General features: G+C 43.3%; 15 protein-coding genes. 3 read left to right on the forward strand and 12 right to left on the reverse strand.

The features are described 5' to 3' along the window. Positions 1 to 5: 5 nt before the first annotated feature. The 5 genes from D1164_RS05105 to D1164_RS05125 form a co-directional block, all read right to left on the reverse strand. A complete protein-coding gene (locus D1164_RS05105; RefSeq protein WP_119348879.1) occupies positions 6 to 2,945 on the reverse strand; it encodes a 4Fe-4S dicluster domain-containing protein in 2,940 nt (979 codons plus the stop codon). A gap of 52 nt (positions 2,946 to 2,997) precedes the next feature. Continuing rightward, entirely contained in the window at positions 2,998 to 4,158 is a 1,161-nt protein-coding gene (locus D1164_RS05110) for a cytochrome c3 family protein (protein ID WP_147372042.1), read from the reverse strand. Between the two features lie 110 nt (positions 4,159 to 4,268). Beyond that, positions 4,269 to 5,390, reverse strand: coding sequence for an AI-2E family transporter (locus D1164_RS05115; RefSeq protein ID WP_119348881.1), 1,122 nt, complete (start codon positions 5,388 to 5,390; stop codon positions 4,269 to 4,271). 181 nt (positions 5,391 to 5,571) lie between these two features. After that, a complete protein-coding gene (locus D1164_RS05120) occupies positions 5,572 to 6,489 on the reverse strand; it encodes a class I SAM-dependent methyltransferase (protein WP_147372044.1) in 918 nt (305 codons plus the stop codon). A 49-nt stretch (positions 6,490 to 6,538) separates the two neighbouring features. Next, positions 6,539 to 7,852, reverse strand: a complete 1,314-nt coding sequence (locus D1164_RS05125; RefSeq protein WP_147372046.1) for an oligosaccharide flippase family protein — start codon at positions 7,850 to 7,852, stop codon at positions 6,539 to 6,541. Between the two features lie 93 nt (positions 7,853 to 7,945). Here D1164_RS05125 and D1164_RS05130 point away from each other — a divergent pair, with 93 nt between their 5' ends. From D1164_RS05130 to D1164_RS05140, 3 genes are read left to right on the forward strand one after another with little or no spacing between them, the layout of a single operon-like run. Further along, on the forward strand, positions 7,946 to 8,635 hold the full coding sequence (locus D1164_RS05130) for a DNA alkylation repair protein (protein ID WP_119348884.1): 690 nt from the start codon (positions 7,946 to 7,948) through the stop codon (positions 8,633 to 8,635). A gap of 18 nt (positions 8,636 to 8,653) precedes the next feature. Beyond that, a complete protein-coding gene (locus D1164_RS05135; RefSeq protein ID WP_119348885.1) occupies positions 8,654 to 9,265 on the forward strand; it encodes a DUF502 domain-containing protein in 612 nt (203 codons plus the stop codon). A 10-nt stretch (positions 9,266 to 9,275) separates the two neighbouring features. Then, positions 9,276 to 9,929: an HAD family hydrolase gene (locus tag D1164_RS05140; RefSeq protein WP_119348886.1), complete on the forward strand. Its 654-nt coding sequence runs from the start codon at positions 9,276 to 9,278 to the stop codon at positions 9,927 to 9,929. A gap of 499 nt (positions 9,930 to 10,428) precedes the next feature. On the opposite strand, the gene D1164_RS05145 is transcribed toward D1164_RS05140, so the two are convergent. The 7 genes from D1164_RS05145 to nagA form a co-directional block, all read right to left on the reverse strand. Then, positions 10,429 to 11,574 carry a dienelactone hydrolase family protein gene (locus D1164_RS05145; RefSeq protein WP_119348887.1) on the reverse strand — a complete coding sequence of 382 codons (1,146 nt, stop codon included), beginning with the start codon at positions 11,572 to 11,574 and terminating at the stop codon, positions 10,429 to 10,431. A gap of 13 nt (positions 11,575 to 11,587) precedes the next feature. Then, positions 11,588 to 12,781, reverse strand: coding sequence for a glucuronyl esterase domain-containing protein (locus tag D1164_RS05150; RefSeq protein ID WP_119348888.1), 1,194 nt, complete (start codon positions 12,779 to 12,781; stop codon positions 11,588 to 11,590). A 4-nt stretch (positions 12,782 to 12,785) separates the two neighbouring features. Next, positions 12,786 to 13,823 carry a Gfo/Idh/MocA family protein gene (locus D1164_RS05155; protein WP_119348889.1) on the reverse strand — a complete coding sequence of 346 codons (1,038 nt, stop codon included), beginning with the start codon at positions 13,821 to 13,823 and terminating at the stop codon, positions 12,786 to 12,788. A 1-nt stretch (position 13,824) separates the two neighbouring features. Continuing rightward, positions 13,825 to 15,099, reverse strand: a complete 1,275-nt coding sequence (locus D1164_RS05160) for a Gfo/Idh/MocA family protein (RefSeq protein ID WP_119348890.1) — start codon at positions 15,097 to 15,099, stop codon at positions 13,825 to 13,827. 7 nt (positions 15,100 to 15,106) lie between these two features. Next, positions 15,107 to 16,474: an aspartate aminotransferase family protein gene (locus D1164_RS05165; protein WP_119348891.1), complete on the reverse strand. Its 1,368-nt coding sequence runs from the start codon at positions 16,472 to 16,474 to the stop codon at positions 15,107 to 15,109. A gap of 51 nt (positions 16,475 to 16,525) precedes the next feature. Then, a complete protein-coding gene (locus tag D1164_RS05170) occupies positions 16,526 to 17,761 on the reverse strand; it encodes an Nramp family divalent metal transporter (protein WP_119348892.1) in 1,236 nt (411 codons plus the stop codon). A gap of 166 nt (positions 17,762 to 17,927) precedes the next feature. Continuing rightward, complete coding sequence (nagA, locus tag D1164_RS05175) at positions 17,928 to 19,169, reverse strand: N-acetylglucosamine-6-phosphate deacetylase (protein WP_119348893.1); 1,242 nt, start codon at positions 19,167 to 19,169, stop codon at positions 17,928 to 17,930. Between the last annotated feature and the right edge of the window lie 6 nt (positions 19,170 to 19,175).

Below are 19,175 nucleotides of genomic sequence, written 5' to 3' on the forward strand. Positions count from 1 at the left end.
TTTGGTCAGCTTTTATTTCTAATCTTTGTTAAATATCCGACACTTGGCAGGGTGTGCAATTCCTCCAGCAAATGATAGTTTCTCGGGTCTTTCATCATTTGGGAAACTTTGCTGTTGGGATCGTTCAAATCTCCGAATACAATGGCATCAGAGGGGCATGCCTGCTGGCAGGCTGGCTGCAGCTCTCCGTCTTGTAAAGGACGGCCTTCGCTTTTGGCAGTGAGCTTTTTCTCCTGAATACGTTGAACGCAGAACGAACATTTTTCAATTACCCCTTTTGCCCTCACTGTTACATCAGGATTATGTCGCATCCTGGGAAGGTCGAGGGTCAGGTTGGCAGGGTCGTAACGGTTATTCGGAATTGCATCCGATCCGGTATAGTCCAGCCAGTTGAAACGGCGCACTTTGTAAGGACAGTTATTATTACAGTAACGTGTCCCGATGCACCTGTTGTATGCCATTTGGTTCAATCCTTCGCTGGAATGGTTGGTCGCCGCTACCGGACAAACATTTTCGCAGGGGGCATTGTCACAATGCTGGCACATAACCGGCTGACGCACCACCTCCGGGTTTTCCTCTTCACCGTTGTAATAGCGGTCAATCCGTATCCAATGCATCTCGTGCGCTCTTTTAACTTCTTTTTTGCCAACAACCGGAATGTTGTTCTCGGTGTTACATGCCAGCACACAGGCGCTGCAACCGGTACATTTGTTCAGGTCGATGGCCATTCCCCACTTGTGCCCTTTGTATTCATGTTCTTTGTACAAAGTCGTGTGGTGATGTTCTACCTTTTCGTGCATTTCGTTGCCGGCTGCCGGATCTTTTTTCCATTCATCCAGCGTTGCCTCCCGCACAATCGGGCGGCCTTCCATTGATTGATGCCCCTGTACCAGGGCCATATCTTCGTGTTCCCCTGTTTTTTCTATGTTGAATCCATCGGCACAGAACTGGCGAAATCCGTTGTCCAATTTTGCCAGCTGATAAGCATTTACCCCGGTAACCAGTTCCTGAGGTACTCCTGCTGTCCGGCCATAGCCTACAGCAATGCTGATGGTTTTAGCAGCCTGTCCCGGCTGCACAAAAGCCGGAATGGTAAGGTTGCCTGTTCGGATTATATCTCCGTTTATTATTCCAAGCTCCCTTGCTGTGGATGGGGCGATGGAAGCATAATTGTCCCAGGCAATCCGTGTTACGGGATCGGGACACTCCTGCAACCAGGGATTCAGCGGGCCATGGCCCGTTCCAATGTTGATGTTTTCAGTCAGTTCGATGGTGAATCCCTGTGCCGGCTTCTCCGTAGCAATACTTCGGAAAGCTTTACCTAATTCGGTTTCATCGAATGAGACAGAAGTTGGCTCCACTTTGCCGGTTAATTCACCGTTTCGTAATATTTCCACCCAAAAACGATCCGTGTTTGTCTGTTCGTTTTGAAGTTGGAAATAGTTAGAAACCCAATGGCTTTTTATGTATTCCCGCCATGCCGTTTCATTACCCATCCATTTCAACAGCGATTCCTGTGCCTGCCGTGAATCGAACAACTTGTGCAATGTTGGCTGCATGACGGAAACAACTCCTTTTTTGTATTCCGCATCGTCCCAGCATTCCAAATATCCGGGTGATGGAAAGACGTAGTGACATAATTCACTTGTTTCATCCGGCAGGGAACTGATGGCCACCGAAAGCGGAGCTTTTTGAATGGCCGCTTTTATTTTATCCGATTCCGGGTGGTTGTACACCGGATTTGCATCCCAAACAATTACTGCACCGGGTTCGGCATTCAGCAATGTATCTTTCCATTTTTCGGTTCCCCGGAAGTGGTTATAAGTCCGTTCAAATCCAACGGTTTTCCCAATATTTTTAAGTACCTGGTTTATTCCGTTCACGATAACCTGGTAATCGGGATTGTTGTCGCCGCAAATAACCAGCGAGTTTCCTTCACTGGCAGCTAAATCCGCTACAACATTATCCAACTCTGCTGCCACAGCAGGGGCAGGTATATCCGAAGCAATGGCTGGAAACCCTTTTTGAGTTGCCAGGCTATTATAAATGTAAGCAAGGATTTTTCCATATTCTGACCGATCGGCCCGAATCCGGATATCGGCATTGGAACCGGTAAGTGACATGCCGGCTTCTATCTGATAATGTTTGTGTAAGTCCGGGTTTTCCTTGTGCAGGTCACGCCGGCTTGCATACTGTGCTGAAAATTCAACAGGCGAAAGCCAGGTGCCCAAAAAGTCACATCCGACAGAAACGATACAATCTGCTTTTTCAAAATGATATTCAGGCAGTGCATCGGTTCCAAACACCCGTTTATTCGCTTCCCGGTATCCATCCATCGGGATGGCATCGTATTGCTGCCATTCGGCCCCAAATGTTTCGGCAAATTCAGCGATCAGCTTTTTGGTGGACGGACTAATAATAGTCGGCGTAATCAGCACAATCGGGCGCCCTGCATTGGCAAGTTCGCGTAACTGCTCCACAATTTTATTATCGGCAGATTCCCAGTCAATGGGCGCGCCCTCCTTTTGGGGCCCCTGAAAACGATTGATATTATATACATCCAGGACTGAAGCCTGCACCCGACCACTGGTTCCGTTCGGTGTTATTGCCGATTTCGGGTTGGGTTCCAGTTTAATCGGGCGGTTATCACGCACTTTTACCAGTACATTACAAAACTCATTCTGGTTAAAGTACGACGAAGCATAATAGGCGGCTTTTCCCGGCGTGATCTCTTCCGGTTTAATAAAATAAGGAATCGCTTTCTCAACCGGTTTCTTGGTACAGGAGGCAATCAGCGCTGCGGATGCAGTACCTAGTCCCAGTACTTTCAAAAAATTACGGCGCGAGACAGGGCTTACTACCTCCTCACGGCCGTTGGGCAAACGCGCATCTTTTATCGGCTCGAACTCTTCGAGAATATGCCAGTATTTGTTTTCTTCACTCATCAGGTAATATTTTGAACCGTGACAGAATTAATTCTTTATTTAACTGTGATTATTAATAGTGACATTTTTGGCAGTCATTGGCACCAATGTCGGCGGCAACTACAGAGTCTCTGACTCCTTTTTTCAATTCCTCATGAAATGCTTCGTAAGTAGCATAATAATCATTATCGACAAAATCCACCTTGGTTTCACGATGACATTGGAGGCACCACCCCATAGAAAGGTCATTTTCCTGGTGAACAACGTGCATCTCTTCTACCAGGCCGTGGCATTGCGCACAATCCAGCTTCCCTGCGCCCACATGCTGTTCGTGAGAAAAGAAAACATGGTCGGGAAGATGATGGATACGTGTCCATTCAATGGAACGTCCTTCTTCGTGAGCCTGTACCAATTTGTCTATTTCAAACCGGCCGGACCGGGTCCCTTCACGCACTACGATGTGACAGTTCATGCACAGGTTTGTGGATGGAATGTTTGCCGATTTGGAGTCAGCAGCTGTATGGTGGCAATACATGCAGTCAATCTTGTTTTCAGTAACGTGTACCTGGTGCGAAAACTTGATGGGTTGGTCTGGCTGGTATCCCTGGCTGCGGCCAAGTTTAACCGCCTCTTCATATATTATGGAAAGCTGGTAACCCAAAGCTCCGATAACGATGAGGGCCGGAATAAATTTGTATTTCACCTTCTTGAAAAAGATCAGGTCAAGAAGCGCCCAGGTTATAAGCAAGCCCAGAAACAGGAACAGAAGGAGCGTGTTGATGGAGGGTTTCGACGGTGCGGGGCCTGTAACGGCCAGATGATCGAGGTAAACCTTTATTGTCTGAAGGTCTTGATCGCTTATGTCGAAATTCTGGTGCGATGCAGACATCACTTTTCCTGAGGGTTCCATTACTACCTGCCGGAATGAAGCAGAGTCTCTGCCTGCATATTTCAGGGCAATATCCATAGCCGAAGGGTTCCAGTTTAGCGTATCGAGCGGGGTAAGATTATGGCACGAAACGCACGACTCGTGTTCCCTTTCAAACGGCAGGAGTCCCATAAAGAAACGTTTTCCGCGGTTAATTTCTTCTTTCGAGTGGCCTCCGGTAAGAACCGGGTCAGCAGATTCTGAAAACGATAAAAGAGGAAGGGTAAAAAAACAGGAAAAGGCAACCAGGAAAATATAAAACCGTAACATCATTTTGTTTCCTTCACCTTTAAAAAATTTTTTCATTCCGAACAGTTTAGAATAACAACTATTTTGCTTTTTTTTTACAGTATAAAAGCTAACAAAAATCCACTTTAAAGGTTTTAACAAACCTGAGATTTTTAATATTTTAATTTCTATTCTTTCTCTTTCAGGTTCTCCGTTAGCTTTCTAACTAACTTCATATTTTCAAAAAATTCTTTGGCGACTACCCGTACAATGGTGTAAGTAGGGATTGCCAGGAACATTCCCAGAATGCCAGCCAGGCTCCCCGCAGCCATGATTACCAGGAAAATTTCGAGCGGGTGGGCTTTTACACTACTTGAATATATGAGGGGCTGAAAAAGAACATTGTCTATGATTTGAACCGATAAAAAGACTACTGTCATGAGCCCCAGCAATGGCAGTGTGTGGCTCATAAAATCGGCATTGATGTTGAGTGAAGCGCCAATTAATAACCCCAGCATGGCCCCCATCCAGGGCCCCAGGTAAGGTATTATGTTAAAAAGCCCGCATAAGAATCCGATAATTACCGCGTGGTTGAAATTAAGTCCGACAAGTGTAAGGCCTATTGTGTCAAGCAGCATTACCATAAAAACCTCCAGGATGATTCCGATAAAATAACGGCGCAGCAGGTAGGAAATAGAGTCGAGGATATGCGAGACTTTTTCTTCTATGTTGGTGGGAACAATCAACATTATTCCTTCGCGAAACATGCTTTTTTCTTTTAAAAAGAAAAAGGTGATGAACGACACGGCAAAAAAGCCGATAAGAAGTTCCCCGATGGTGCCGGCAACAAATGCAAAAATATCGGGGAGTTGGGAGAAATTGATTTTGGAACTTAACTGCTCAGCTAACACATCAAAGAAGGTGCGTTCTTCTACAATTAACGGTTCATTTCCCCAAAACTTCATCAATTTGGTCAGCGGTTCTTCAATGGATTGGAATACCGCTTCAAAGTCGATTTGGGATAATGTTTCAAGTTCTTTAATCAGAAGGGGAATGATAAAACGGAAAAAGGAAATGAACACAAACCAAAGGGCAATTAATGTGAGGAAGGCAGCAAACCCTTTTGGAACCTTTATTTTTTTGTATTTTATTTTGGTAAGCCAGCCAACCAGAGGTCTGCCAAGAAAAGAGAGGACAACCGAAATGAGGATGTAGGTAACAATGGCGCTAAAATACCATAACAGAAAAATCAGGAAAATTCCACCTCCGATCAGAAGAATATTTCTGGTCCATCCTCGTAGTTGTACCATTTTTGCCGTTTTAAGCAAAGATAATTTATTTTTACAATTGGCTGTATCAACAACGATTAGTTATTTTGGCGATATGTTTTTGGCTATACCCGGGATTATGTTTGTCAGGAAATGAAAGGTTTTTATCCTTACCATTCGGTCTTGAAAATGGGCAGAAGTTTCATTCAGGCATAAAACAATACTATTGTATTTTTTTCCATTTGACCAGGATTCTTAAAGGAACAAAGTACACTTTGTTCATTATGCGGTCAAGAATTTTCCAAACTTTAAAATTCAAATATTTCAGAATTACATGCAGGCGCAAGTGGATAAGAATTTTATTTCCGAAGGTTTGGTAGTGGCATTGTTTCAGATCCGGTTCGGTATATAAAGACGTTAGAATTTTTTCGTCAAAAGAGTGTAGGTGTGCGTTGAACGGTGTGGGTTTGTTGCAATGAACGCAGAGTGAGTAGCGGATTTTTTCTTTGTAGGGTGTTGTAACAATTAATACTCCGCCGGGTTTTAAAATTTGGAACAGACTTTTTACAAAGTTGTCAGGATAAGCCACATGTTCAATAATTTCTGAAGCAATAATGTAGTCGAATGAATTTTTTTTGAATGGGGGAGAGTAGGCGTCGGCTACAACTGCTGAATGATTTTCAAACGGATACCTTTTTAATGCCTCGGATGTATTTTCCAGTGAGATGTCCATGGATGTTACTTCAAATCCCTGTGGGCAGAAGTCCCGGGCTACCCAGGCTTTGCCACATCCTACATCAAGTATGCGGCCTTTTTTCAGAGAAATTTGCGATGCAATGTATTCTCTCACTCTTCTGTCACCATGTTCGGTCCCACTGTCGCGTTCCGAGAAATAATTGTAAACCTTCGCGTCTTTCTGATAGTGTTCGATGTAATTAAACAGGGTTCCCTGGTTTTTATGCAACTCTGTGGCCGGCTGTTCTTCAGGTTCAGTATATTGCAACAACAGGGGTACATTATTGGCGATATCATACTTTTGGTTGCAGTTTGTGCAAATCAATTCGTCGTTACCTGATGGCATCCTTAAACTCCCCTTGTGGCAATGGTTACAATCCAATATTTCCAGCAATTTTTTATTCATTGTCTTTTTTGTTTTGAATGACACAGTGCTGAACGGGGCACAAGTTAATTCAATATATATAATAAAATACGGCCAACGTCAAAAAAGAGTAAACGGTTAATAGGGTTACAGGGATATATTTCCCCGGTAAAACGCCACATTTTAATTTAAGGTAAGCTATCCAGATTATTTTTTGAACAGCATAAGCAATCAGTGTGGCAAATGCAATACCTTCTATTCCCCAAAAATGGATGAATAAAACACTGAGCGATATATTAACTATTAATTCTGCAAGCGACGCATACATCACAATTTTTGTTTTTTTCAGGCCGGTCAGGATGGCCTGCGGAAAAACCAGTCTGCTGATTATAAGCAGCAGGTAGATATTAAAAATAACAGCACTTTCAGTAAAGTTAGCGTTAAACACCCTTGGATAAAGCCAGCTACTGAAAAGAAGAAATAAAATGGAGACCGGGAAAAGCAAATGCATGAGCCGGGCCGACTTGCTTTTTAACGAAGCCAATGCTGCTGCGAATTTTTCTTTGCCCGAAAACTCCGGAATCATGGCAGTGCTTAATGCATTGGCCATTAACAAAACCAGCGGAAACTCCTTCGCTCCGTACCTAAACACGGCGAATGTGGCTGCATCGTATTTGTTCAGCACCAAAAAGCCATCGACATAATGAGCCGAGCTTCCAAGTAATGTGCTTATTACTAATGGGTAAGCAAAATGAATATGTTCTTTTATAAATGGAAGTGAAAAACGGGGAGAAGCATATTTTTTTATTAAAAGGAGTAACCATATAAATCTGATTCCTGACACAACAACCAACCCTTTTATGCAGAGTTCCATACTTCCTCCGAATACAGCGAGAGCTGATATTAAAATGAATTGCAGGGAAAAAGTAATGAATCCATACCGGAGGATCCAGCCGGGCCGGTTTTTTAACAGGTAGATGTATTCAATTAAAAAAGACGGGCTGCTTAAAAAGATGTATACAAGTAAGAGGTTAAAATAAGGAATGGTGTCAGTGGCAGACAGGGTTTTTGATAACAAATCCTTAAAAACCAAAAGAGCAATGATTGTTAAAAGGCTTAATAAGCTGATAAAGACAAAGACATTAAAAATTTCGGGTGATTTGCCTTCATTTTTTTGAAATGTTTTGTTATTCCTAAATAGCGGTAAAAACGCCTGAATTAAACCGTTTATCCAAAATGAACACAACAGGGAAGCAACAAAAAGGAATATTTCATAGTCGCCAATTGCACCAGTCGACAAATTACTTTTTGTAAACACAATGCTTATCAGCAACAGTGTTCCAAACCGGATTAACTGAAATGCCTGCAGTCCTGCAGTGTTGTCGATATACTTTTTCAGAAGCAATTTATTTGCTTGTTTTGCAAAAGGCAAAGTTAAACTTTCAGTTTGATTCAGTATTTGTATTTATGTTAATTTTGCACCCAGTATTTTAACGTTATGGATTTTTTACTTGACAACCCGGAAACAGAGAAAGAATACCAGCGGTTACTCCGCCAGGTTAAGGTTCGCAAGAATGGCGAAGTCTCTGCTTTAATGAAACGGCAGGGCATCGAATACAAGCTAAACTGGGGCGTTTCGGTGGTGGAATTGCGTGAGTTGGCGCAAGAACTGAACCCGGATCATTTACTTGCATTAAAACTTTGGAACAAGCAGTGGCGCGAAACCATGATTTTGGCTACCCTGCTGGATGAACCGGAGAAAGTAACTGAAGAGCAGATGGATTTTTGGACCAAAAGCTTTGAAAACCGGGAGGTTGCAGAACAGGCTTCAGCCAACCTTTGGGTGAAAACCAGGTATGCTTTTGTAAAAGCCATTGAATGGAGCCGTGGGAAAAAGCACCTGGTACGTTTTACAGGCGTACATCTGATGGGCCGGCTGGCCATTACCCAAAAAGAAGCGATCGACGAAATGTTTGAGCCGTTTTTTGAAGAACTGGCTGTTGTGGGGAAAGACTCCCGCCTGAACGCCGTTATTTACCGGGCTGTCCTTGCACTGGGAGCCCGATCAAAGTTGCTCAACAACCAGGCTTTGGAACTGGCTAAGACGTTCCAACTGTATGAACAGGAAGATACAGTAAAACTGGGTGAAATGCTTTTTGATGAATTGACTGCCATTACATTTCACTAAAAAGAAATTTGGAAAACAATGCATAAAAAAATTGTTCAATACTTTTTACAGGGAATTTTACTGATAGCGCCTGTCGTTATTGTGGTCTACATTCTTTATTCCCTTTTTGTAACGGTTGACGGCTGGCTGAACGGAAAACTGGAACCCCTTTTAGGATTTACCTTGCCAGGTCTGGGAATTCTGATTCTTTTTATTTCGTTAACCTTGCTTGGCTTTTTGGGGCAAACAGCTTTTATCAGTCCACTAAAAAGGATTGCGGGAAATTTGGTGAAAAGAATTCCATTGTTAAACCTTTTGTACTCGTCCATTAACGATTTGTTTTCGGCTTTTGTCGGGAAGGAGAAAAAATTCAATACCCCGGTGAAGGTGTTGTTTAACCAGGAAAACAATTTATGGAAATTGGGGTTTGTTACGAAGGAGACCCTGGATGAAATAGGGAATGGTGAACTGGCGGCTGTCTATTTTCCCCACTCCTATAATTTTTCGGGTGAACTGTACCTTGTTCCCAAAGAGAGGGTGCATTTGGTAAATATGTCGCCTGCTGAGATGATGAAGTTTATTGTATCGGGTGGTGTTACCCGGTTTGAAAATATAGAAATTTTAGAGAACGATACGTTCGAAGAAAAATAGGAAGAAAGTTATGGTGAGAACATTGTCATCGTTTGATGCGGTTATTTTTGATATGGATGGTGTGCTGGTTAACTCTGAGCCATTTTATGTAGAAGTAGAACAAACAAATTTCCGGCATTTGGGACTGGATATATCTGAAGAAGAGCATCAAACTTACCAGGGAACTGCGACCGACCGCATGTGGAAGTTGATAAAAGAGCGGCATGGTATTGAGCATCCGGTGGAGGAACTGGTCGAAATGACCAACAGTCTCGTCACGCCGTATTTCAACTCGCTGGAGAAAATAGAACCGATGGCTGGTGTGGTGCAGTTGATTGAAAGGTTGAAGGACAGAGGTATTTCTATAGCCCTGGCCTCTTCGTCTTATTCAGATGTAATTGAAATTATTCTTCAGAAAACCGGGTTAAAAGAATATTTTGATGTGGTGGTTAGCAGTCAGATGGCCGGGTCCAGCAAGCCCGAACCGGATATTTTTCTTTTGACGGCAAAAAAGTTGAATGTTCTGCCGGAAAAATGTGTTATAATTGAAGATTCGACCAACGGTATTGAAGCCGCAAAAAGAGCGGGGATGTATTGTGTGGCTTTTGCCGGGCCGGGTTCCGAGTTACAGGATCAAAGTCAGGCAGATTGGGTGGTTTCGGACTTTAGTGAGCTGGTTTTTTAAAACAAATCAACCGGATTAATTTTCAGGAGTTCCTTCCAGCTTAATCCTTCATTTGAAACCAAATACATTTTGTAAGGGAATCCGGCTCTCTTTTCAACTTGTTGTACTAATGTTGTTTTTCCTACCTGCCGGGGACTGGTAATGACCGGAATAAACTTTTTTTATTCTTTTATTTTTTTTGTAGTTCCTGAAAATGAGGTCTTTTGACCATGTTTATCTGTTTTACTCAATGCACTGAGTAAAAGTGCTCAATACGTTGAGTAAAATAAATGCTTTTAAAGTAATAAGTATTGAATGAGGCATTTAAACAATATTATTATGCATATTAAACCCAGAGGATTTGCATGTTTCTAGTAAATACATTAGTGAAGGATATACAACCCCGGTGGCGTCGAACTCCATTTTTTTTATCGGTTGATTTCGGTTATCCAATCATTTCCCCTGGATGGTAGGAAGTTCCGTTGGGAGTAAAATTATGACAGAAAATGAATGGCTTTTGTTATTCGTTCCCCAAAAAATATTCAAAAAAGGTATAAAGCTGTTCATTCGATTCTTCATTGGGCGAATGTTCCGGCCGGTTGGTCATGGCCACCCGGTTTTTGTAGCCCAGTAGTTTATTGACAGCAATGGTGTGATTTAGTGCTTTCCACCGTTCAGGTGGGTCGGAAGATCCTCCTGAAACCAGAAAAGGTCGTGGGGCCATCAGGGCATGAAGTTCGTGAAGGTCATATCCTTGGTGGACAAGCTTTGGATAAAGGCCTTTTGCGTCTTTTGTCATTCCGGTTTTGCGCCAGGCGTTGCTCCATGGTGGAGGATAATATCCCAGGTACCAGGGTTCCCAGTAGTTTACAGCAGAACCTTTTGTTTCGTCGAACACTATGCCGGGGTCTGACCAGGCGGAGCAGGCAAACTTTTCGTACAGGCAGGAGGCAAACATGGCCCATTTGCCACCGAACGAATGCCCTGCAATTCCAATACGTGTGGAGTCAACCTCTTCCTCCTTTGCCAGTGCGTTCCATGCATTGGCTGCTGCATAGGCCAGCATTGAAAGCGGCTCTGCCTGCACATTTTCAATACTTGGGTAGTAGAGTGAATAGGTTTTGTTTTGGGAGGATTCCGCCGTGCCAATCGACAAAGTGACAAATCCTCTTTTGGCAAGCTGGTACGCAAAATCCCGGAAAGGCTTGCCCATTCCAATCGCTGTTTCCGGTTCATAAAAAACGGTTATTACAGCTGGTTTTTTACCTGCTTTGTCCGGAATTAAAAGGTATCCTGTGGTTTGTTCACCGGGAAGCCAACGGAATTGCACCTTGTGTTGGGTGAAATTATCCCTTTTTGTCGTTTCAATAATTTCCAACTTCTGATCTATAATCAGCTCAGGCCAGGATCCCATCATTTCGTGCCAGCGATCCAGGATCTCTTTCCTTCTTTGTTCCCAGTCTGCAGGTGTTTTAACGGTTTCACCGCTATAAAATTTTAACGGAGAACGAAAGTTACCCATCGCATTTTGGTAACCGGCAGGAGGGGAAAGGTACGGCGTAATTTGTTCCAGTAACTTTTTTTTGTTTCGGTTTTGGATGTTTTGTGACTGTCCTGAAACAACCAACAAGGAAAAAAGGAGAGTAAAAACCCAGAAGAACTTCATGGTAACCCAAAAATTAATGTCGTTTAAAATAATTATCGGCAAACTGAATGAACTGTTGCCAGTCATAAGGTGTCATGTTGTGTTTCCCCTCACGGTTGTGGAACCCGATGTGAGGGCGAATGATTTGTTCATTTACATCAGGCATTTCTGCTGGTAAATTTGTATGAACTTTATAGAGTTCATATACATCCTGAGCTTCTGTTAACGCCAGGTATTGACCTTTGGGATCGGCCCACAGGTCTTCGGCAGCGCTGGCAACATAAACAGCCCGTGGTGCAATAAGGGCAATCAGCATATGCTGGTCAACCGGTAGTTTGTTTTCATTGTTGGCGTATTGTTGGTAATTGGGGCAAAACCAATACGGAAAGTGGTTGGTGATCCGTTCCACTGTTTCCCCAAAATTCCTTCGCGAAAGGGCTGCCCCGGAATTACCCGATTCATTGGATATGGTAATGGCCACCCGCTTATCCTGTGCGCCAAACCAAAGAGAAGCTTTTCCTCCACGGGAATGACCCACTGAAATAATTTTTCCGGCATCGACTGCTTTGTCTTTTTCAAAATAATCGATGGCCCGGGCGGCTCCCCAGCCCCAGGCTCCCAGCGCGCGCATCCCATTATTCATTTCCAGTTGTTCGGGATAGAGCTGGTTCAGAACTCCTTCCCTGAATTTTACCTTATCGTCAGGGGAGACATCAATCACATCAAAACCGGAAATTCCGTATCCTGCTTCAATCACCTCTTCCGCCGGCCAAAATCCATCCTTATTCTGACGTGTAATATCCATTGTTTTGATTCCCCGGTGGTTAATTACCAGGAACATGGGAACAGGCTTCTTTGCCTTATTGGGTGTAAACATCAGCAGGTTTATGGAAACCGATTTTTGATTTCGGGTAACCGTAATGGCCACCTCTTTTAAGGTTGCCTTTCCATCCATTGCATTTTTGTCCAGGTTTGTAACCTCGAATGCAATGTCATCAAAATCCTTCGGAACCTGTCCATATACATGATTTTCGAAAAGGTTCAGTATCTCCGGGCGACGGATTTTTTCCCAATCTTTAATGGTGGAAACGGTTTTTCTCTTTTGCGTTTTTAAAAGTTCAGGAAGCCGGTAATTTCCCACTTTCGACTCGTCATAATTTTGGGCCATCAGTGTCTGCAAAGAGAACATTACGACCAGGATAAAGGGAATGATTTTACCAGCTTCCATGAATTTATTTATTTTGAATGATTTTTTTGTCTTTCGAAGCGTTGTAGATATCCAGTATTACTGCAACCGATTTACGAGCTTCCGTTCCGTCAATCTCAAATTTCCTTCCTTCGTCAATCGCCGATAAAAAGGCTGCAATGTTTTTGGCATGGTTTTCAAAAGAAATGGCTGCAGGGTCGGCTACCCCGCCACCACCTTCAATTTTTCCATGTTCCTGAATAATTTTTTCATCTTCTTCGGTCATTTCTGCAAATTGCCAAACCCGGAGACTGTTCTCAACCAAAACGATGGTACCTTTTGTGCCGGTAATTTCAAGGCGCCGAAATTGCCCCGGGTACGAAGCGGTTGTCCCGTAAATCAGGCCAAGCGCATTGTTTTTAAACTGTAAAATACTCACGGCGGTATCTTCTGTTTCAATTTGCGGATGTCCCGCTTTTGAACTGAAGGCGCCCAGGTTTTCAACGGGTCCCATCATGTATTGGAGCAAGTCTATCATGTGGATTGACTGGTTCATCAGGGCACCCCCACCGTCCAGACTCCATGTGCCGTGCCATCCTTCGTAGTATTCATTGGTTCGCCACCAGGGAACATGCACGGCAGCATAAGTAATTACGCCCAGCCGGTTGGAATCGACAGCTTCCTTTATAATCCGGGTGGTTTCGTTGTACCTGAGATTAAAGATGCCCCCCAAATAAGTACCCGCCTTTTCATGGGCCTCAATCATTTGATCGATCCGGTCGAGTTGTATTTCCAGGGGTTTTTCGCAGAGCACATGTTTGCCATACCTGGCAGCCTCAACAGCCGGATCCAGGTGAGCGCCACTTGGCGTGGCAATCATCACCATTTCAATCTCATCCGACTGTATCATACTGCTGATGGTATCCCAGCTTTTTACCCCATACTTTTGGGCCATTTTCTCCGCTTTTTCTTTGCGGATATTACTAAAACCGACCAGTTTGGCATTGGGTAATGATTCTATTGCCCTGGCATGAAAATCAGCAATCATGCCGGCTCCAGCGATTCCGATTTTCCAGGTTTTCATTTTATTTGTTTTTAAGTTGAATGTGTGGATTGTCTCCGTATTCAATGGTTGCAATTTGTCCGTCGTTTAATATGGAAAGACGGGCAGCTTCCACAACCAGTTCATTGATGTAACTATTGGCAGGTGTGGCTATAATTCCTCTTTTGTCAGCAGCCTGAATCATTTCCTGTCTCTTCTTTAACGAATCAGTTTCGGATAATGTTTTGACCTGCTTTTCGATGGAGTGAGCGCTGGATATAATGGCTGATACCGACTCAAATCCGTAGCCAATTGGCTTGTAGCCATCACCTTCCCACGGGACAAGCTTGAAAAAGTCAGGGCTCACATAGTTAAAATGAGTCCCTCCGGGGCCAATTCCGTCTAAATAGGCATATTCCACACCGCGAAACTGGTCGTTATGTTTCAGGTGACCGGATTTTCCTTCTCCCTCAAAGTACATGTGCAGGTTTTGTTCGTTACTTCCGGCTCCTTCGTCCGGGTAACCCAATCCGTTTATAACGGAAAGTACAGCATTGTTTTCAAACTGCACCCGGCCATTTGCCCACATGTAGCCTTCATTCCCGTTAGGAAATTTCCCTTTAATACCGGTAACAGAAACTTCAACCGGTTTTAACCCGGTAATAAAATATACCAGATCCACATAATGGCATCCGACATATACAAACGGGTCTGTTCTGTCGCATGTAAACCAATTCTGGAAATTTGAAGATCTGTAGAAGTAAGGTTCAATCATTTTCGCTTCACCAATAACAAATTCACCTAGTTGCTGCTGCTCGTAGCTTTTTTTGGCAAGCAAAGATCTGTTATCGAAACGTTTGTGATATTCTACCCCAATAAACAGTCCTTTTTCGAAGGCAAGCTTTTCAATTTCTACCGTTTGATTGTATTTCAATACCAACGGCTTAACACACAACACATGTTGGTTGTTTTTTAAAGCTTCCATAATGACAGAGTAGTGGAGCTGGTCTGGCATAGCAACAACGACCATTTGCCGGGGCTTCATTTTGGCAATGACTTCCTTGTACAAGTCAGGATACTTATTCTCTTCCGGTTCCGAAAGGGAAGGGTATGCATTAAACTCCTGTCCGGGAAAAGCTTCTGTCATCTCTTTTGATTCCTTGAGCAGTTTCAGGGGAGGGGAATCAAGTGCACACACATTTATATCCTTTACTACCCCCGTTCTCTGCAGGTGGAACACAGATGGAAGAATGACATCATGTGTAATCATTCCTCCACCTACTATTGTAACATCAATACTACTTTTTAAATTGTCCATTCTATTATTATCCTAATAATTCGTCACATACTTCCTCTAAGACTTGAATTCCTTCGAGCAATGCTTCTTCAGAAATAATCAAGGGAGGTGAGATTTTAATACATTCTCCGCCAATTCCAACCGGAGCAAACATCAGAAGACCTTTATGAAAACATTTTTCATTGATTTTTTGTGCCATTTCAGCATCCGGTTCTTTTGTGCCTTTTTTAACAACCTGTATCCCGGCTACCAAGCCTTTACCATGAAAACAGCCTAACACATCCGGGTACTTTTCCTGAATCTTTTTCAGCGCCGGATTTAATATTTCTCCCAGTTTGGCTGCTCTTTCAACAAGCTTTTCTTTATGAATAATTTCTAAATTTTTAATAGCAGCAACAACGGGCAGCGGACTTGCAGAGTGGGTTGAAGTCATTGAACCCGGAGCATAAAGTCCCATGATGTCTTTTCTTCCAATTACCGCCGAAATGGGCAAAGAAGATGAAATACCTTTTCCACAAACGATCAAATCAGGCTTGATATCGTAATGTTCATAAGTGAACATTTTACCTGTTCTTCCAAAACCGGCCTGAACTTCATCAAAAATAGTGATTATATCGTGTTCTTTACAGAAAGCAACCAGTTTTTGGGCGTACTCAACCGGCAGAAAATCTGGTCCTACACCCTGGTAAGATTCAGTTATAACACCGGCTATCTCGTCAGGCTTGATTCCTTTTTCCTCTAACGTTTTTAAGAAAAGGTCGAATGAAGTATCTTCATTTTTATAGCCATCGGGGAATGGAACCTGAACGAAGGTTTGGCCTTCATCTACAATCCATGTTTTTAATTTGTCCATACCTCCGGCAAGTTGAGAGCCGAGGGTTCTCCCGTGAAAAGCATTTTTAAATGATATGAGATATTTTTTCTGCCGTCCGTGTTTATTGACAGCGTAAGTTTTTGCAAGCTTAATGCTATTCTCAACAGCTTCACTTCCTGTACTTAAAATAAAAACAGAATAGTCGGATGGCTCCGGAGCCAGTTCCTGGAGTAACTTTGTCAGTTCTGCCCTTTTTTCGTGCACAAAAACGTAAGTTGCCAGCAGGTGCTTGTCAATGACCTCTCTTAATCCTTCGATAATTTCTTCGCGGCCATGACCGGCGTTGGTGATCAAAACTCCCGATGACCAGTCAATCCATTTATTTCCCCATTTGTCATAAATCTGGAATCCTTCTGCTTTATCCCATACCACCGGGGGTTGTCCCATCATGGAAACAGGTTCTGATTCTGACAATGCCTGGAAAATACTTAATGATTCAGGAACAGGCAGTTTAGTATTAATACTCCTGTATTTTGTGTTAACCTTTGGTATTTCAACAGGTTGCAAATTATATTTTGCCATAATTAAATTAATTTAAAGTTGATAATCACGTTGATTTTTAGAGATATGATTTTATAATAACTCTGTAATTGCGAACCAGGTTGTCATAAACGAAAAAAGAACGACAGCCAAAATGCCAATATTTTCCCGAAGACCGGCTTTGTTGTTCCCCATCAGTTTTTTCCGGTTTATGAGCAGAAGAATGGGAATAGCTACTGCCGGAAGGATAATCGCCTGAAAAGCCTGGGAAAAAACCATGAGCGCCGGCGGACGTTGTTCCAGAAAAACAGATCCGAAGGCAAATAACATGGCAAATAATATGAGCATACGCGACTGAGTCGAATGAATATTCCGGGGTTTCCCGGTGTAATCGGAAATCAGCCAGGGGGCAATCAGCACAATAGGGAAGATGGTGGAAAGACCTGCACCTACAATACCCAAAATCAGAACGAAAGCGGCAATATCGCCACCAATGGGTTCAAAAAGGTGTATCATTTCAACCGTATTTTCCAGTTTCATGCCCATTACATGCAATGTTCCTGCTGCTACCGCCATAATTACCCCGCTCAAAAACAGCATCATAGATGCTGACACAGCGGCATCTTTTTTCTCTTCTTTCAGGTTTTTTATGCCCCAGCCTTTTTCTGCTACCACAGTACTCCGCATAACAAAAACTGCTGCCGAGCAGGTGGTGCCGGCAATTGCCGCAACCAGTCCAAATGCGCCGGGTGTGTCGGGTATACCTGGAACCAACCCTTTTGCAATTATCGAAAAGTCCGGGCTAACCATAAAAAACACAACGACGAAAGAAAGCCCCATAAAAATGACGAATACCGTAAGTACCTTTTCGAAGGTTTTGTACTGGCCAAACCACAGCAGAAAATAAAGTGCGACAGCTAACACCAGAATAATCCAGAACCGGCTTATATGAAAATCGTTGAACAGTAGCCGAATGGCTTCCTGTACCAGATCGGCCACAATGCCCATCACTCCCATTAATGCAAGTAGCTCACCAATGATGAGAGCTATCAGGATATAAAGCGCTAGTATCCAGCCGTGCTGAAATTCGTTTTTAATATTGTTAAGGGCTGTTTTTCCGGTAACGAGGGTCACTTTCCCGTATGCAACCATTAGGATAAAAGTAAAAATACATGACAGCACCAGCGCCCAGAACAGTTCCATGCCATGTTCGGCACCTGTTTTGGCCATTGTGGTAACACTGCCGGTTCCGATGTTATATCCGATAAGGAACAACCCGGGACCTACTGCTGCCAAGGCAATTGCTGCTTTTTTATAGATTTTGCTCATGAGAACTATTTTAATTTAGTTTAGAAAATACCCGAATATTAGATGCTAAAAATTCAAATTTGAGGACAACGAATTCTACCCATTTGGTTATTGAGTACTAGTTGTTTTTTTAAGTTTTTAAATACGCTTAGCGGTTCACGACCGCTAAGCGCTTTTTGTCAACTATTTACTGTTTGTAAACGAGCTTCCCCTGTACCCAGGTTTGCTGAATATTTACTTTGAAGTCATCCAGAGTGAACAACACGAGGTCGGCACGTTTGCCAGGCTCCAGTACGCCACGGTCGTTCAAATTGTAAAGTTTTGCGGGATTGGTGCTGGCCATTTGTACGGCGTCGGCCAGTGAACAGCCCGTCACTTGCATGATATATCCTACCCCTTTAGTAATAGGGGAAGCAGAACCATACAGTACTTTTTGGGCCGGGTAATGTAGCAGTCCATCTTCGGTCAGCTCAATGGTTTCCCCGGTGGAAGTATTGTATTTGCCTGGTTCCAAAGCTGCATAGTGAGTTACGTCGGAAGTAATGACTGTTTTTTCTACCCCTTTTACTTTGTAGAAAACCTGAATTTCTTCCGGGAGCAGATGGAAACTATCGCAAATAATGCTGACGCTCAGTCGGTCGTCTGCTAACTGAGACCAGAACGGATTCCGGTGACGGTTGATCATATTGGCTGCACCGTTACCAAGATGTGTGGCAATTTTAGCCCCCCGATCGATTGCTGCACTCACTGTTGCGGCGTCTGCATTGTGGTGTCCCAATGCAACCACCACTCCTTTTTTACTACAGTTTGTAATAAAATCCAGCGCCCCTTCCATTTCCGGAGCCAGGGTCACCTGCATAATGTGACCGCCCGCTGCTTTTTGAAATCTCATGAACTCATCCCAGTCGGGAAGTTTCACAAAACGTTTGGGATGTGCTCCCCGGTAACCATCCTCCGGATTAATGTAAGGGCCTTCGAGGTGGAAACCTGGGATGGACCCCATCATATTTTCCGCATCCACTGCTTTTGAAAGGATGGATAAGTTTTTGATAAGAAGTTCCGTGTTGTTGGTAGTAAGCGTGGGGAGATAGGTAGTGACCCCTTTTTTCCACAAGGCATGTGTGGCCTTTTCAATCCCTTCGGGAGTAAGATCACTGTCTCCAAAAACAAATGAAACTCCTGCAAAGCCGTTAACCTGATTGTCAAAAAAACCAGGTGCAATAAATACAGGATTTTCTCCCACAACTTTGTCGATGACGGTAATATCTTCTATTACTCCATTGTTTATTTTGACCTGCACCGGCTGTCCGGTGTGGTAATGGATCCCTTCTATTATCTGTTGCGCACTCATTTCAGACATTCCAAAAAGAAATAAGGCGAAAACCGAAAAACTTCTGATAATAAATGATGTTATTTTTTTGTAATTCATATTTTA

The sequence above is a fragment of the Mariniphaga sediminis genome (genome assembly GCF_003573545.1).
Taxonomy (GTDB): Bacteria; Bacteroidota; Bacteroidia; order Bacteroidales; family Prolixibacteraceae; genus Mariniphaga; species Mariniphaga sediminis.

What these genes read in the sequence shown, in the direction of transcription:
- D1164_RS05105 (WP_119348879.1), bottom strand. Translation starts at nt 2,945, where the DNA reads ATGAGTGAAGAAAACAAATACTGGCATATTCTCGAAGAGTTCGAGCCG.
- D1164_RS05110 (WP_147372042.1), bottom strand. Translation starts at nt 4,158, where the DNA reads ATGAAAAAATTTTTTAAAGGTGAAGGAAACAAAATGATGTTACGGTTT.
- D1164_RS05115 (WP_119348881.1), bottom strand. Translation starts at nt 5,390, where the DNA reads ATGGTACAACTACGAGGATGGACCAGAAATATTCTTCTGATCGGAGGT.
- D1164_RS05120 (WP_147372044.1), bottom strand. Translation starts at nt 6,489, where the DNA reads ATGAATAAAAAATTGCTGGAAATATTGGATTGTAACCATTGCCACAAG.
- D1164_RS05130 (WP_119348884.1), top strand. Translation starts at nt 7,946, where the DNA reads ATGGATTTTTTACTTGACAACCCGGAAACAGAGAAAGAATACCAGCGG.
- D1164_RS05135 (WP_119348885.1), top strand. Translation starts at nt 8,654, where the DNA reads ATGCATAAAAAAATTGTTCAATACTTTTTACAGGGAATTTTACTGATA.
- D1164_RS05140 (WP_119348886.1), top strand. Translation starts at nt 9,276, where the DNA reads ATGGTGAGAACATTGTCATCGTTTGATGCGGTTATTTTTGATATGGAT.
- D1164_RS05145 (WP_119348887.1), bottom strand. Translation starts at nt 11,574, where the DNA reads ATGAAGTTCTTCTGGGTTTTTACTCTCCTTTTTTCCTTGTTGGTTGTT.
- D1164_RS05150 (WP_119348888.1), bottom strand. Translation starts at nt 12,781, where the DNA reads ATGGAAGCTGGTAAAATCATTCCCTTTATCCTGGTCGTAATGTTCTCT.
- D1164_RS05155 (WP_119348889.1), bottom strand. Translation starts at nt 13,823, where the DNA reads ATGAAAACCTGGAAAATCGGAATCGCTGGAGCCGGCATGATTGCTGAT.
- D1164_RS05160 (WP_119348890.1), bottom strand. Translation starts at nt 15,099, where the DNA reads ATGGACAATTTAAAAAGTAGTATTGATGTTACAATAGTAGGTGGAGGA.
- D1164_RS05165 (WP_119348891.1), bottom strand. Translation starts at nt 16,474, where the DNA reads ATGGCAAAATATAATTTGCAACCTGTTGAAATACCAAAGGTTAACACA.
- D1164_RS05170 (WP_119348892.1), bottom strand. Translation starts at nt 17,761, where the DNA reads ATGAGCAAAATCTATAAAAAAGCAGCAATTGCCTTGGCAGCAGTAGGT.
- nagA (WP_119348893.1), bottom strand. Translation starts at nt 19,169, where the DNA reads ATGAATTACAAAAAAATAACATCATTTATTATCAGAAGTTTTTCGGTT.